The sequence below is a fragment of the Streptomyces rapamycinicus NRRL 5491 genome, assembly GCF_024298965.1.
GTDB classification, from domain to species: Bacteria; Actinomycetota; Actinomycetes; order Streptomycetales; family Streptomycetaceae; genus Streptomyces; species Streptomyces rapamycinicus.
On the sequence record NZ_CP085193.1, the window covers coordinates 2,658,086 to 2,672,747 of the forward strand.

At 71.3% G+C, this 14,662-nt stretch carries 12 protein-coding genes; 6 read left to right on the top strand and 6 right to left on the bottom strand.

The features are described from left to right. Positions 1–43 precede the first annotated feature (43 nt). From LIV37_RS10405 to LIV37_RS10420, 4 genes are read left to right on the top strand one after another with little or no spacing between them, the layout of a single operon-like run. The gene (locus tag LIV37_RS10405) at positions 44–922 is read left to right on the top strand and encodes an ABC transporter ATP-binding protein (protein ID WP_373920604.1); all 879 of its coding nucleotides are present in this window, start codon (positions 44–46) and stop codon (positions 920–922) included. Further along, complete coding sequence (locus tag LIV37_RS10410; protein ID WP_020867076.1) at positions 919–1,779, top strand: ABC transporter permease; 861 nt, start codon at positions 919–921, stop codon at positions 1,777–1,779. Before LIV37_RS10405 ends, LIV37_RS10410 begins: the two co-directional genes overlap by 4 nt. Further along, on the top strand, positions 1,737–3,032 hold the full coding sequence (locus LIV37_RS10415; RefSeq protein WP_121825622.1) for a sensor histidine kinase: 1,296 nt from the start codon (positions 1,737–1,739) through the stop codon (positions 3,030–3,032). The genes LIV37_RS10410 and LIV37_RS10415 overlap by 43 nt, the downstream gene beginning before the upstream one ends. After that, positions 3,029–3,649 (top strand): response regulator, encoded by a 621-nt coding sequence (locus LIV37_RS10420; RefSeq protein ID WP_121825621.1) that lies wholly within the window; start codon positions 3,029–3,031, stop codon positions 3,647–3,649. The genes LIV37_RS10415 and LIV37_RS10420 overlap by 4 nt, the downstream gene beginning before the upstream one ends. A gap of 55 nt (positions 3,650–3,704) precedes the next feature. Here the strand turns inward: LIV37_RS10420 and hisS are convergent, their stop codons facing one another. Together hisS and LIV37_RS10430 are read right to left on the bottom strand one after the other, a co-directional pair. Continuing rightward, on the bottom strand, positions 3,705–4,967 hold the full coding sequence (gene hisS / locus LIV37_RS10425; protein WP_020867077.1) for a histidine--tRNA ligase: 1,263 nt from the start codon (positions 4,965–4,967) through the stop codon (positions 3,705–3,707). 13 nt (positions 4,968–4,980) lie between these two features. Continuing rightward, positions 4,981–5,697, bottom strand: coding sequence for an MBL fold metallo-hydrolase (locus LIV37_RS10430; RefSeq protein WP_020867078.1), 717 nt, complete (start codon positions 5,695–5,697; stop codon positions 4,981–4,983). Between the two features lie 151 nt (positions 5,698–5,848). Between LIV37_RS10430 and LIV37_RS10435 the strand changes: the two genes are divergently transcribed. Further along, a complete protein-coding gene (locus LIV37_RS10435) occupies positions 5,849–6,715 on the top strand; it encodes a peptidylprolyl isomerase (RefSeq protein ID WP_020867079.1) in 867 nt (288 codons plus the stop codon). A 209-nt stretch (positions 6,716–6,924) separates the two neighbouring features. Next, on the top strand, positions 6,925–8,154 hold the full coding sequence (locus tag LIV37_RS10440) for a DUF349 domain-containing protein (RefSeq protein WP_020867080.1): 1,230 nt from the start codon (positions 6,925–6,927) through the stop codon (positions 8,152–8,154). A 111-nt stretch (positions 8,155–8,265) separates the two neighbouring features. Here the strand turns inward: LIV37_RS10440 and LIV37_RS10445 are convergent, their stop codons facing one another. The 4 genes from LIV37_RS10445 to secD all read right to left on the bottom strand — a co-directional run bounded on the left by LIV37_RS10445 (position 8,266) and on the right by secD (position 14,537). Beyond that, a complete protein-coding gene (locus tag LIV37_RS10445) occupies positions 8,266–10,797 on the bottom strand; it encodes a RelA/SpoT family protein (RefSeq protein WP_020867081.1) in 2,532 nt (843 codons plus the stop codon). Positions 10,798–11,004: 207 nt separating this feature from the next. Next, positions 11,005–11,601, bottom strand: coding sequence for an adenine phosphoribosyltransferase (locus LIV37_RS10450; protein ID WP_020867082.1), 597 nt, complete (start codon positions 11,599–11,601; stop codon positions 11,005–11,007). A 16-nt stretch (positions 11,602–11,617) separates the two neighbouring features. After that, complete coding sequence (gene secF, locus LIV37_RS10455; protein WP_020867083.1) at positions 11,618–12,739, bottom strand: protein translocase subunit SecF; 1,122 nt, start codon at positions 12,737–12,739, stop codon at positions 11,618–11,620. 1 nt (position 12,740) lies between these two features. Then, on the bottom strand, positions 12,741–14,537 hold the full coding sequence (gene secD, locus LIV37_RS10460) for a protein translocase subunit SecD (protein ID WP_121825620.1): 1,797 nt from the start codon (positions 14,535–14,537) through the stop codon (positions 12,741–12,743). Positions 14,538–14,662: the final 125 nt, after the last annotated feature.

The following is a 14,662-nucleotide window of genomic DNA, read 5'->3' on the forward strand; positions in this document are numbered from 1 at the left end:
GGCTTCCCGGTCGTCCCCGGGCCGGCGCGGCACCGGCACGCTCATGGGCATGGCAGACGAAGCGGTACGGGTGCGCGGCCTGCGCAAACGCTATGGTGCGCTGACCGCGCTGAACGGCGTTGACCTGGGCATTCGACAGGGAGAGGTGTTCGGCGTCCTGGGCCCCAACGGGGCGGGCAAGAGCACGACGGTGGAGATCCTCCAGGGCCATCGGAGCCGGGACGCGGGCGAGGTGACGGTGCTGGGCCGGGACCCCGCCTCCGGGGGACGCGAGTGGCGGTCCCGGATCGGCATCGTTTGGCAGGATGAATCCGCCCCGGCCGAGTTGACGGTGCGCGAGACCGTGCGCCATTTCGCCCGCTACTACCCCCGGCCGCGCGACCCCGAGGAGGTCATCGGCCTGGTCGGTCTCGAGGACAAGGCAGCCAGCCGGATCAAGGCGCTGTCGGGCGGCCAGCGGCGCCGGCTGGATGTGGCCCTCGGCGTGATCGGCGGTCCGGAGCTTCTGCTGCTGGACGAGCCGACGACTGGCTTCGACCCGGCGGCGCGGCGCCGGTTCTGGGAGCTGATCCGGCGGCTGGCGGACGAGGGCTCCACGATCGTGCTCACCACGCACTACCTGGACGAGGCGGAAGCGCTGTCCGACCGGCTCGCGGTCATCGCCGCGGGCAAGGTCGTGGCCGAGGGCTCGCCCGCCGGACTGCGCGAGCGGCACGGCAGCCGGGCGACGGTCCACTGGAGCGAACCGGGCGGCGGGGCGCGCCAGGAGGAGACGGAGACCCCGACCCGTACCGTCGCGGAGCTGATGCGCCGCTTCGACGGGGAGATCCCGGGGCTGCGGATCTCCCGGCCGACCCTGGAGGACGTCTATCTGCGGCTCACCGGACAACTCGACGAGCAGCCCGGGGAGGGCGCGCGATGACCACCACGACCACCACCTCCGCCACCGCCCGCCGGGCCTCCGGGGCGGCCCCCGGGCGGCTGCCCGGCGCCTGGACCCTCGGGCTGCACCGGGGCGTCCTCGAGCTCAAGCAGTTCTTCCGCCGGCGTGAACAGGTGGTCTTCACCTTCGCCTTCCCCGTCGTCTTCCTCGCCCTGTTCGCCTCGATCTTCCGGGACGATGTGCGGGGCGCGGGCGTGACCGCCTCCCAGCTGTACGCCGCGGCGATGATCGCGTCGGGGGTGATGTCGACCAGCTTTCAGTCGCTGGGTGTCTCCATCGCGCTCGAACGGGACGAGAAGGTGCTGCGGCGGCTGCGCGGTACACCGATGCCCCCGGCCGCGTACTTCCTCGGCAAGCTGTGGCTGGTCCTGGTCTCCGGGATCGCCGAGACGGTGCTGCTGCTGGTCGTCGGCACGGCGCTCTTCGACCTCGATCTGCCCACGGGCGCGGCCACCTGGCTCACCTTCGCCTGGGTCCTCGCCCTCGGGCTGACCGGCTGTGCGCTGCTGGGCATCGCGATCAGCAGCGTCCCGCGTTCGGGCAAGAGCGCCACCTCCGTGGTCGTTCTGCCGTTCCTGGTGCTCCAGTTCATCTCCGGTGTCTTCATCTCGATCGACACGCTGCCCGACTGGATGCTGACCGTGGGCGCGCTCTTCCCGCTGAAGTGGATGTGCCAGGGGTTCCGCGGGGTGTTCCTGCCGGACTCGGCGGCCGTACTGGAGCAGGCGGGCTCCTGGGAGTACGGGCGGATCGCCCTGGTGCTGGGCGCGTGGTGCGTCGGAGGATTGGTGCTGTGTCTGCTGACCTTCCGCTGGAAGAGCCGCCGAGACGGCTGAGCGAACCGACCGGCCCTCGCGATCCCGACGTGTACCACCGCACCTACCGCCGCTGGGACGTCTACTTCGCGATCGTGTTCGCGGCCACCTTCCTGTTCGTCCTGGGCGGCTCGGGCCCCGGGCCAGGACTGCGCGCGGTCGCGGCGGCCGTCTTCGCCGCGACCGCGCCGTGGTACGTGCTGGTCGGCCGGCCGGTGCTGCTCGCGGAAGCCGAGGACCATCCCCGCTCGGTGGTCTATCTGGTCGGGCTGTTCCTGCTGTTCGTGGTGCCCTCGGCGCTGGTCGGCGAGACCCGGATCGCCATCTTCGCGCTGACGCCGCAGTGCTTCATGCTGCTGCGGATGCGCAGGGCGCTGTTCGCCGTCACTGTGATCAATATCGTCCCGGTGGTGGTGTGGGCGCTCGTGGAGCGGCCGGATTCCGGGGATCTGTTCTTCAATTCGCTCTTCGCGGCCGTCTCCTGGGCCTTCTCCCTGCTCATCGGCAGCTGGATCATCATGGTCCTGCAGCAGAGCACCGAGCGCGCCCGGCTGATCGCCGAACTGGACGCCAGCCGCGAGGAGGTGGCCCGGCTGTCGGCCGCGCACGGCGCGCTCGCGGAGCGGGAGCGGCTGACCCGGGAGATCCACGACACCCTCGCCCAGGGCTTCACCAGCCTGCTGATGCTGGTTCAGGCGGTGGAGTCGGAGCTGGACCACGATGTGCCGCTGGCCCGCCGTCACCTGGGTCTCATGGCCCGTACGGCCCGGGAGAACCTCGCGGAGGCCCGGGCGCTGGTCGCCGGGGCGGGCCCGGCGGACCTGGACGGCAGTTCGCTCCCCGACGCGCTGCGGCGGCTGGCCGCGCGCCACGGTGAGCAGACCGGCGCCCCGGCCGGCGTCGAGGTCTCGGGGGCGGTCCGGCCGCTGCCCGCCGCCGTGGAGGTGGTGGCGCTGCGCGGCTGCCAGGAGGCGCTGGCCAACGCCCGCCGGCACGCCGGGCCGGGCGCAGTGGTGACCATCGCGCTCGGCTACGGCGAGGACGCGCTGCGGCTGCGGGTCCGGGACACCGGCCGCGGCTTCGACCCGAGCGCCCCGCGCGAGGGCTACGGCCTGGCCGGGCTGCGCGCACGGGCGGGCGAGGTGGGCGGCACGGCTCAGGTGGCCGCCGCCCCGGGCGAGGGCACGACGGTCGCGCTCGAACTGCCCGTCCGGCCGCCCGCCCCGGCCGTCCATCCCTCCCGGCCGACGGTACGAACGAGGAGCGCACGGTGATCCGGATCCTGATCGCGGACGACCACCCGGTGGTGCGGGAGGGGCTGCGCGGCATGCTCGGCGCCGAACCCGATCTGGAGGTCGTCGGCGAGGCGGACAGCGGGCCGCGGGCGGAGGCGCTGTGCGCCTCGCTGCGGCCCGATGTGGTGCTGATGGACCTGCGGATGCCGGACGGCGACGGGGTGGAGTCGATCGCCCGGATGACCGCCGCCGGGCTGCCGTCCCGGGTGATCGTGCTGACCACGTACGAGACGGACGGGGACATCCTGCGCGCGGTGGAGGCGGGTGCGGCGGGCTATCTGCTCAAGGACATGCCCCGCGCCGAGCTGGCCGAGGCCGTGCGCTCCGCCGCGCGCGGCGAGACGGTGCTGGCCCCGTCCGTCGCCGCGCGGCTGATGGACCAGCTGCGCGACCGGCCCGAGCGGCCCCGCCTCTCCGAGCGGGAGACGGCCGTGCTGCGGCTGGTCGCGGAGGGGTGCACCAACGCGGAGATCGGCCGCCGTCTCTTCATCGGCGAGTCGACGGTGAAGACCCATCTGCTACGGGCCTTCGGCAAGCTGGGCGTGGACGACCGCACCGCGGCGGTCACCAGCGCGATGCGGCTGGGACTGCTGTAGGAAGCGGCGAAAGGGGGCCCGGGGAATTTCCCCCGGGCCCCCTTTCGCGCGTCGCTCAGGCGAGGCGTGCGCGGACCGCCTCGACCACGTCGGTCAGCGGGACCGGGGACTGCTCGCCGGACTCCATGTCCTTCAGCTGGACCACGTTCTCGGCGAGGTCGCGCTCGCCCGCCACGATCGTGTAGCGGGCCCCGCTGCGGTTGGCGGCCTTCATGGCGGCCTTCAGGCCCTTGCCGCCGTAGGCGAAGTCCGCGGCGACGCCCGCCGTACGGAGCTCGCCGACCAGGCCGAAGAGGACCTTGCGGGCCTCCTCCCCCAGCGGCACCGCGAAGACGCTGACCGCGGCGGGCAGGTCCAGCTCGACGCCCTCGGCCTCCAGCGCGAGCACCGTACGGTCCACACCGAGCGCCCAGCCCACCGAGGGCAGGGCCGGGCCGCCGATCATCTCGGACAGGCCGTCGTAGCGGCCGCCGCCGCCGACCGCGGACTGGGAGCCCAGGCCGTCGTGGACGAACTCGAAGGTGGTGCGGGTGTAGTAGTCCAGGCCGCGCACCAGCCTCGCGTCGTCCTCGAAGTCCACGCCCCGCGCGGTGATCAGCTCGCGGACCTCCGCGTGGTACGCCTTGCACTCCTCGCACAGGTAGTCGCGCAGCAGCGGGGCCTCGGCGAGCTGCGCGCGCACCGCCTCGCGCTTGTCGTCCAGCACCCGCAGCGGGTTGATCTCCACGCGCCGCCGGGTGTCCTCGTCCAGGTCCAGGGCGCGCAGGAAGTCCTGGAGGGCGGCCCGGTAGACGGGGCGGCAGGTGGCGTCGCCCAGTGAGTTCAGCAGGATGCGGAAGTTCCGCAGCCCGAGCGAGCGGTAGGCGTCGTGGGCCAGGACGATCAGCTCGGCGTCGAGGGCCGGGTCCTCGGCGCCGATCGCCTCGGCGCCGACCTGCGAGAAGTGGCGGTAGCGGCCCTTCTGCGGGCGCTCGTAGCGGTAGTACGAGCCCGAGTACCAGAGCTTGACCGGCAGCGATCCGGCCTTGTGGAGATTGGCCTCCAGGGCGGCGCGCAGCACCGAGGCGGTGCCCTCGGGGCGCAGCGCGAGCTCGTCGCCGCCCTTGGTGGTGAGGGTGTACATCTCCTTGGTCACGATGTCGGTGGACTCGCCGACGCCGCGCGCGAAGAGCTCCACGTTCTCGAAACCGGGGGTCTCGATGTAGCCGTAGCCGGAGCGCCTGAGCGGTGCGGCGATCGCCTCGCGCACCGCCAGGTAGGTCGCGGAGGCCGGCGGGATCAGGTCGTACGTGCCCCGGGGGGCTTTGAAGGTGCTCAACGGAAGTCTCTCGTCACATTCCTCGTCGCGGAGCCGGGCGCCGGGCGCCGCCTCCGAGGCCGGCGGCCACCTCGCGCAGATACGGGTTGGTGGCTCGCTCACGGCCGATGCTGGTCTGGGGGCCATGGCCGGACAGCACCACGGTCGAGTCGTCGAGCGGCAGGACCACACGGGCCAGCGACTCGAGGATCTCGGCGTGATCGCCGCCGGGCAGATCGGTGCGTCCGATGGAGCCGGCGAAGAGCAGATCGCCCGCGAAGAAGACGGACGGGATGTCCGCCTGCTCGGGCATCCGGAAGGTCACCGACCCCTTGGTATGGCCCGGGGTGTGCGCGACGGTGAGCTCCAGACCGGCCAGCGTCAGCTCGGCGCCGTCGGCCAGTTCCTTGAGGTCGTCCGGCTCGCCCACGGTGAGTTCACCCATCAGCGGCATGCCGATGGAGCGCCCGAACGCCTTCTCGGGGTCGCTCATCATGTAACGGTCGGCCGGGTGGATCCACGCCGGTACGTCATGCGCGCCGCAGACCGGGACGACCGAGGCGACATGGTCGATGTGGCCGTGGGTGAGGACGACGGCGACGGGCTTGAGCCGGTGCTTGGCAACCGCCTCCGCGACGCCTTGGGCCGCCTGGTGGCCCGGGTCGATGATCACGCACTCCTCACCGGCGGCGGGGGCGACCAGATAGCAATTGGTCCCCCAGGCCCCGGCGGGGAACCCGGCAATGAGCACGATCGTCCTTAGAAGTCGTCCGGTGGAAGATTGTCGGCGGCTTCAGAGCCTACCGGCGGCGCCCCGGCCACAGCGAACCCGTATACGGTACGGCCAGCCCTCGTACACAACAGCAGTACACCGACGGCACACGCCATGAGGAGACGACCCGGTGGTCAGTAACGAGCAGCGGCGGCGGCAACTCGCCCGGGAGAAGTACCTTCGGCAGCAGCAGCGGCGCGAAACCGCCCGGCACAAGTCGCGGCAGCGCAATGTGGTGATCGCCGCCGTGCTGGCCGTGGTCCTGGCCGGTGGCGGTGCCGTCGCGGCCACGGGCGCGCTGTCCGGGAACGACAAGGACAAGAAGAAGGACGACGCCGCCGCCTCCGCCACCCCCTCGGCCGCCCCCACCAGCAAGGCGCCCGACCCCTGCGCCAAGGAGGCCAAGGCGGTCGCGGGCAAGAAGCCGAAGAAGCTGTCGTGGAAGAAGGAGCCGGCGGTCACGATCGACAAGTCGGCCTCCTACACGATGAAGCTGGAGACGACCTGCGGGGACATCTCCGTGACCATGGACGCGGGCAAGGCGCCGCACACGGTCAACTCCTTCAGCTTCCTGGCGGGCAAGGGCTACTTCGACCACACCAAGTGCCACCGGCTGGTGAACCAGGGGATCTACGTGCTCCAGTGCGGTGACCCGCAGGGCACCGGCGCGGGCGGCCCGGGCTACACCCTCCCGGACGAGAACCTGAAGGACGCCTCGGTCAAGGGCGGCAAGTACCCGGCCGGGACCGTCGCCATGGCCAACCAGTACAACCCGCAGACCAAGCAGGGCCGGAACACCGGCGGCAGCCAGTTCTTCCTGGTCTACAAGAAGAGCGACCTGCCGCCGGACTACACGCCCTTCGGCACCGTGGACAAGGCCGGGATGAAGGTCCTGCAGAAGATCGCCAACGCGGGGGCGGCTCCCCCGGACCAGACGATGAACACCGCCCCGAACGCCAGCGTGGTGATCAACAAGGCGACGGTCGGCAAGTCCTGAGGTCGCCGGGCTCGCGTACTGCGAAATTTCGGTCGCGCAGGATACGGACAGCCGGGGCACCGGTCGCCTATGTTGGCGTTGTGTAGGGTGCCTGGCCCGATGGCCGCCACCCTAATATGAGACCGGCCAGGGCGTATCCCGGCCGGAAGAAACTGTGGACGATGCCCGCGGGCCGCGCGCCCGCCCCGGCATCATGTGGAGGAGGCGCTGTGAGCAGCGAGCCTTGGGGCCGCGTCGACGAGGCGGGGACCGTGTACGTGCGTACGGCCGACGGGGAGCAGGTCGTCGGATCGTGGCAGGCGGGATCGCCGGAAGAGGCCCTCGCCTACTTCGAGCGCAAGTACGACGGTCTGGTCGTCGAGATCGGCCTCCTCGAGCGCAGGGTCAAGACCACGGATCTGTCGGCCAAGGACGCGACGGCGGCCATCGAGCACATCCGCCAGCAGGTCGACGAGCATCACGTGGTCGGCGATCTGGACGCGCTGAGGAAGCGGCTCGACAAGCTCGCCGGAGAGGTCGAGGTCCGCCGCGAGCAGCGCAAGGCGGCCAAGGCGGTCCAGACCGACGAGGCCCGCAGGGCCAAGGAGGACCTGGTCGCCGAGGCCGAGCAGCTGGCCGCCAGCGAGCAGTGGCGGGCGGCCGGGGAGCGGCTGCGCGCCCTGGTGGACACCTGGAAGGGCCTGCCCCGGCTGGACCGCAAGACCGACGACGAGCTGTGGCACCGCTTCTCGCACGCCCGCTCGGCGTTCTCCAAGCGGCGCAAGGCGCACTTCGCGGCCCTGGACGCACAGCGCGAGGAGGCCCGGCAGACCAAGGAGAAGCTGGTCGCCGAGGCCGAGGCGCTCTCCGGCTCCACCGACTGGGGTCCGACCGCGGCCCGGTACCGGGAGCTGATGTCGGACTGGAAGGCCGCGGGCCGGGCCCAGCGCGAGTCCGAGGAGGACCTGTGGAACCGCTTCCGCGGTGCGCAGGACATCTTCTTCCAGGCCCGTAGCGAGGTCTTCGCGGAGCGTGACGCCGAGCAGCGGGAGAATCTCACCCGTAAGGAGGAGCTCGTCGTCGAGGCGGAGAAGCTGCTGCCGATCTCGGACCTGAAGGCGTCCCGCGCGGCCTTCCGGTCGATCAACGAGCGGTGGGAGGCCATCGGCCATGTGCCGAGGGACGCCCGCGCCCGTATCGAGGGCCGGATGCACGCCGTGGAGCGCGCCATCCAGGACGCCGAGGAAACGGAGTGGCGGCGGACCAACCCCGAGGCGCGGGCGCGCGCCGCGGGGCTCACCGGCCAGCTCCAGGACGCCGTCGACAAGCTGCGGTCCCAGATCGACGCGGCCCGCGCGGCGGGGAACAATGCGAAGGCCGACAAGCTCTCCAAGGAGCTCGAGGGCCGGCAGGCGCTGCTGGACCAGGCGCTGAAGGGCCTCCAGGAGTTCGGCGGCTGAGCGCGCGCTGATCCGCGTACGGCGGCGGCCCCGGTGCGAAGGCACCGGGGCCGCCGCCGTCATGTGCTCAGCGGGCGCGGATCTCCTCAGCGGGCCTCAGCGGACGCGTTCTCAGCGGGCGCGGGCCGAGGTGACCCGGTAGACGTCGTAGACGCCCTCCACGCCGCGTACGGCCTTCAGGACGTGCCCCAGGTGCTTGGGGTCGCCCATCTCGAAGGTGAAGCGCGAGGTGGCCACCCGGTCCCGGGAGGTCTGCACGGCCGCGGAGAGGATGTTGACGTGCTGGTCGGACAGCACGCGGGTGACGTCCGACAGCAGCCGGGACCGGTCCAGCGCCTCGACCTGGATGGCCACCAGGAAGACCGACGACTGGGTGGGCGCCCATTCGACGTCGAGGATGCGCTCGGGCTGCTGGGACAGCGAGTCCACGTTGACGCAGTCGGCGCGGTGCACCGAGACGCCGCTGCCGCGGGTGACGAAGCCGATGATCGGGTCGCCGGGCACCGGCGTACAGCAGCGGGCCAGCTTGACCCACACATCCTCGACGCCCTTGACCACCACGCCCGGATCGGCGCTGGAGCGGCGCTTGGTGCGGCGGATGGGCGGGGCGGTCTCGGCGATGTCCTCGTTGGCGGCCTCCTCGCCGCCGAGCGCCTGGACGAGCTTCTGCACCACGTTCTGCGCGGAGACATGGCCCTCACCGATCGCCGCGTAGAGCGCGGAGATGTCGGGGTAGCGCATCTCATGGGCGAGGGTGACCAGCGAGTCGCCGGTCAGGATCCGCTGGATGGGCAGGTTCTGCTTGCGCATCGCCCGGACGATCGCGTCCTTGCCCTGTTCGATGGCCTCGTCGCGGCGCTCCTTGGAGAACCAGGCGCGGATCTTGTTACGGGCGCGCGGCGACTTGACGAAGCCCAGCCAGTCGCGGGACGGCCCGGCGCCCGCCGCCTTGGAGGTGAAGACCTCCACCAGGTCGCCGTTGTCCAGGGTGGACTCCAACGGCACCAGCCGCCCGTTGACCCGGGCGCCGATCGTACGGTGGCCGACCTCGGTGTGCACGGCGTAGGCGAAGTCGACCGGGGTGGCCCCGGCCGGAAGCGCTATGACATCGCCCTTGGGCGTGAAGACGAAGACCTCGTTGCGGGACAGGTCGAAGCGCAGGGACTCCAGGAACTCGCCCGGGTCCTCGGTCTCCTTCTGCCAGTCCAGGAGCTGCCGCAGCCACGCCATGTCGTTGATGGCGTCGTCCTTGCCCGCCTTACGGGGCACATCGGTGCGCACCTTGGAGGCGCCGGCCACCGCCTCCTGCTTGTACTTCCAGTGCGCGGCGATGCCGTACTCGGCGCGGCGGTGCATGTCGAAGGTGCGGATCTGCAGCTCGACCGGCTTGCCGCTGGGCCCGATGACCGTCGTGTGCAGCGACTGGTACATGTTGAACTTGGGCATCGCGATGTAGTCCTTGAACCGCCCCGGCACCGGGTTCCACCGCGCGTGGATGGTCCCCAGCGCCGCGTAGCAGTCGCGGACGGTGTCGACGAGGACGCGGATGCCCACCAGGTCGTAGATCTCGGCGAAGTCGCGGCCGCGGACGATCATCTTCTGGTAGACGGAGTAGTAGTGCTTCGGTCGGCCGGTGACGGTCGCCTTGATCCGCGCCGCCCGCAGATCGCCCTGGACCTGGTCGGTGACGACGGCCAGGTACTCGTCGCGCTTGGGGGCCCGCTCGGCGACCAGCCGCACGATCTCGTCGTACATCTTGGGGTAGAGGATCGCGAAGGCGAGGTCCTCCAGCTCCCATTTGATGGTGTTCATGCCCAGGCGGTGGGCGAGCGGGGCGTAGATCTCGAGGGTCTCGCGGGCCTTCTTCTCCTGCTTCTCCCGCTTGAGGTAGCGCATGGTGCGCATGTTGTGCAGCCGGTCGGCCAGCTTGATCACCAGCACCCGGGGGTCCCGGGCCATGGCGACGACCATCTTGCGCACGGTCTCGGCCTGGGCCGCCTCGCCGAACTTGACCTTGTCCAGCTTGGTGACGCCGTCGACGAGCAGCGCGACCTGGTCGCCGAAGTCGCGGCGCAGGGTGTCCAGGCCGTACTCGGTGTCCTCGACGGTGTCATGCAGCAGCCCGGCCATCAAAGTGGCCGGATCCATACCCAGCTCGGCCAGGATCGTGGTCACCGCGAGGGGGTGGGTGATGTACGGATCGCCGCTCTTGCGCTTCTGGCCGCGGTGCCAGCGCTCGGCCACCTGGTACGCGCGCTCGATCTGGCGCAGCGTCGCGGCCTCCGCCTTGGGGTCGTTACCGCGCACGATGCGCAGCAGCGGCTCCAGCACCGGGTTGTACGGGCTGGAGCGCTGGACGCCGAGGCGCGCCAGACGGGCCCGGACGCGGTTGGACGAGCCCGAACGGGGCGCGGGGCTCTGTACGGGGCGCGCGGGGGGCGTAGTGGCGGGCAGGGCGTTGCCGCGGCCCGCGGTGGGCTTCGGGCTGGTCTGCTCGGGGCCGCGCCGGACCGCGCCGTCACCGCTGTTCCTGGGCACGCCTGCGGCCGCCGTCGGCTCGGCGGCGGTGGGCGCGTCCGGCTGTGCGGAGGGGGTTCCGCCCGGACGGACATCGGGCGAGAGCGGCTGGGCCTCGTCTGGCAAGAGCACTCCTAGCGGTCCGGACCCGAAAAGGTCGGGCTGCCATGGTATCGATCCCGCCACTCCGCTTGCCTCTCGACCGCCAAGCCGGGCATGCCGGGGCCTGGGGCGGCATGGCGGAGGGCGGGGACCCGCGGTTGCGCGTCCCCGCCCTCCGGCAGTTCTCCCGGCCCGGTGTACGGGCCCGTAAGCCCGGCTCAGACCGTGAGCTCAGACCGTGATCAGGGCCTCGAGCGGGGCGCTGTCGAGCGAGCCCAGCAGCCGGTCGCGGCCGGCGAGGAAGCCGAGCTCCAGCAGCACGGCGACCCCGGCGATCCGGGCGCCGGCCCGCCGGATGAGCCGCAGGGACGCCTCGGCGGTGCCGCCGGTGGCCAGCACGTCGTCGATCACCAGCACCCGGTCGCCGGGCTCCAGCGCGTCGGCGTGTATCTCGATCTCGGCGGTGCCGTACTCCAGCTCGTAACGCTGGGCGAGCGTCGCCCCGGGGAGCTTGCCGGCCTTGCGGACCGGTACGAAGCCGATTCCGGCGCGCACGGCGGCCGGGGCGGCGAGGATGAAGCCGCGCGCCTCCAGGCCCACCACCTTGTCCGCCCGGTGCCGGAGGCACAGCTCGGCGAGCGCCTCGGTGAGCGCGCCGAAGGCCGCGGCGTCGGCGAGCAGCGGGGTGATGTCCTTGAACATCACCCCGGGCTTGGGGTAGTCCGGCACGTCCTGGATGCGGCTGAGCAGCAGCGTGCGCAGCTCCTCGGCGGAGGCCCCGCCGAATCCGTCCGGGCTGCCCGCCGTGGTCTCCGTCGTCTCCGTCATCTCTCAGCTCCCCCGCTCATCGCCGCTTGCCCGACGGCCGGCCGCGCCCCCGGTTGCGGGAGGCGGGCTGGCGACGCTGACCGACGACTCCGGAGGGGGCCGCGGCGGCGTCCTCCAGGGCGGGAGCGTCGTCCTCCTCGGAGGCCGAGTCGGCCGTCTCGGCCTTGGCGGCCGCGGCACGCTTGGCCTTCACCCGCTTGGCCAGCGCCTTCATCCTCGGGTCGCGCCCCTTGAAATCGGCGACCAGCGGGGTCGCGATGAAGATCGAGGAGTACGCACCGGCGGCGAGGCCGACGAAGAGCGCCAGGGAGATGTCGTTGAGCATGCCCGCGCCGAGCAGACCGCCGCCGATGAACAGCAGGGCGCCGACCGGCAGCAGCGCCACGATCGTGGTGTTGATGGACCGCACCAGGGTCGAATTGAGGCTGCGGTTGGCGATCTCGCCGTAGGTGAAGCGGGTCTGCTTGGTGATGTCCTTGGACGCTTCCTTGAGACCGTCGAAGACCACGACGGTGTCGTAGAGCGAATAACCGAGGATCGTCAGCAGACCGATCACGGTGCCCGGGGTGACCTCGAAGCCGACCAGCGCGTAGACACCGACCGTGATGGTGAGGTCGTGGATCAGGGCGATCAGGGCGGCCAGCGCCATCCGCCACTCGAAGGCGATGGCGAGATAGATCACCACCAGCACCATGAAGATCGCCAGACCCTGCCAGGCCTTGCTGGCGATCTGCTCGCCCCAGCTCGGCCCGACCAGCTGGGTGTCGATCTTGCTGGTCTTGACGCCCAGCTCCTTGGCGAGCTCCTCCTGGACCGGCAGCGCCTCCTTGGTGCCCAGCTCGCTGATCTGGATCCGCACGCCGCCCCGGCCGAGCTCCTGGACGACGACGGTGTGGCCGCCGGACGCGTCCTCTGCCGTCTGGCGCAGGTCGGAGGCCGAGACCTTGCTGTTCGGGGTGGTGAAGACCGCGCCGCCGGAGAACTCGATGCCCATGTTCAGGCCGCGCACCGCCAGGCCCACGATGGCCGTGATGGTGATCAGTATCGAGATGCCGTACCAGAGCTTCCGCTTGCCGACGAAGTCGTAGCCGACCTCGCCTCGGTAGAGCCTGGCGCCGAGAGTGCCGAGTCGCGACATCTCACGCCTCCTTCGTGTCGGCGGGGCCGGGGGCGGCGGGACGGCGACGGCGCAGCGGCGGCGTGACCCCGAGGCGCTTGGGGTCCAGTCCGGACCACGAATGGCCGTTCCCGAAGAACGGACGGCGGGCGAGGATCGTCATCAGCGGCTTGGTGAAGAGGAACACCACGGCGACGTCGAGCAGCGTGGTGAGCCCCAGGGTGAAGGCGAAGCCCTGCACCTTGCCGACGGTGACGATGTAGAGCACCGCGGCGGCCAGGAAGGACACGAAGTCGGACACCAGGATGGTGCGCCGGGCCCGCGGCCAGCCGCGCTCGACGGCGGGACGCAGCGAGCGGCCCTCCCGGATCTCGTCGCGGATCCGTTCGAAGTAGACGATGAACGAGTCCGCGGTGATACCGATGGCCACGATCGCGCCGCAGACCGCCGGGAGGTTCAGCGCGAAGCCGATGCCCGGGCCGAGCAGCACCATGATCGTGTACGTCAGGATCGCGGAGACGCCGAGGCTGGCCATGGCCACGAGGGCGAGCCCGCGGTAGTAGACGACCAGGTAGATCACGACGAGCGCGAGGCCGATGGCACCGGCGATCAGACCGGCGTCCAGCTGCTCACCGCCGAGCGCGGCGGAGACGGTGGTCTCGTCGGCGATGTCGAAGGACAGCGGGAGCGCGCCGAAGGACAGCACGTTGGCCAGGTCCTCGGAGCTCTGCTGGGTGAAGCCGCCGGAGATGGTGGCCCGGCCGCCGGTGATGGCGCCCTGGGTGACCTCGGGGTCGGAGACGACCTCGCCGTCCAGGGCGATCGCGAAGCGGTTCTGCGGGGACTGCTGCTTGGTCAGCTCGCCGGTGGTCTTGGCGAACTTCTTGGAGCCCTTGCTGTTGAAGTCGAGCTGGACGATCCAGCCCGCCCCGTTCTGGCTCTCGAAGACCGACGAGGCGTCGTCCACGTCGGTGCCCTCGACCTCGGAGGGGCCGAGGACGAACTTGGCGTCGCCCTTCTGGCTGCAGGCCAGCACCTGGTCGGTCGGCTTGGCGTTGGCCGCCTTCTCGGCCGCCGCGGCGCGTCCGGCCTTGGTGGTGCAGTCCAGCTTCGCGAACTGCTTGGCCAGCTCTTCCTGGTCGCTGGAGCCCGACGGGCTCTTGGACGGGTCGGGCTTCGGGGTCTTCGACGGCGAGGGGCTCCCGCTGGGCTTCTCGTCGGCCTTCAGGCCCTTGGAGAGGGCCCGCCCCTGGGTGCTGGGGCTGGCGGAGGAGGATGCGGAGGCCGATGACGAGGCCGACGGCGTGCCGGACGGCTTGCCGCCCTTGTCGTCGCCCTTGTCCTGGCCCTTGCCGCTGGCGCTGGCCGACGGGCTGGGGGTGGAGTTGGGCTTCTCGGGGGTCTTCTGGCCGCTGGTGGTCGTGACCACCGGCCGGAAGTAGAGCTGGGCGGTGGTGCCGACCTGCTGCCGGGCCTGCTTCGCGTTCGTCCCCTTGGGGATGTTCACGATGATGTGCTTCTCGCCCTGCGTCTGGACCTCGGCCTCGGACACACCCAGACCGTTGACCCGCCGCTCGATGATCCCCACGGCGGTGTTCATGTTGTCCGTGTTGATCGCGTTGGGCTTGCCCGGTTGGTTCTTGGCCTCCAGCGTGAAGCTGGTGCCGCCCGCGAGATCGATGCCCAGTCGCGGCGTGGTGTGCCCGGAGACGAACATGCCTCCGGTCAGCGCCGCGATGGCGATCAGGATGACGGCCAAGGGGCGCCCTGGCCTGCCCTGTGACCCGGAGGACCTGCGGCCCTTCTTCGGTGCTGCCACCTTCTCGTATCTCCCTGTCCAACCGCCCCGCATCGGGTGTGCGCGGGGCGGCCACGAAGTCTTGTGGGGACAAGCCCCCGCCGGAGCCTAGACCGTCCAGGGAACCGCGGCGCACCGATCGAGGG

Bases quoted from the DNA above. Each gene is read 5' to 3' on its own strand.
- LIV37_RS10405 (WP_373920604.1), top strand. From the start codon at position 44: ATGGGCATGGCAGACGAAGCGGTACGGGTGCGCGGCCTGCGCAAACGC.
- LIV37_RS10410 (WP_020867076.1), top strand. From the start codon at position 919: ATGACCACCACGACCACCACCTCCGCCACCGCCCGCCGGGCCTCCGGG.
- LIV37_RS10450 (WP_020867082.1), bottom strand. From the start codon at position 11,601: ATGACGGAGACGACGGAGACCACGGCGGGCAGCCCGGACGGATTCGGC.
- secF (WP_020867083.1), bottom strand. From the start codon at position 12,739: ATGTCGCGACTCGGCACTCTCGGCGCCAGGCTCTACCGAGGCGAGGTC.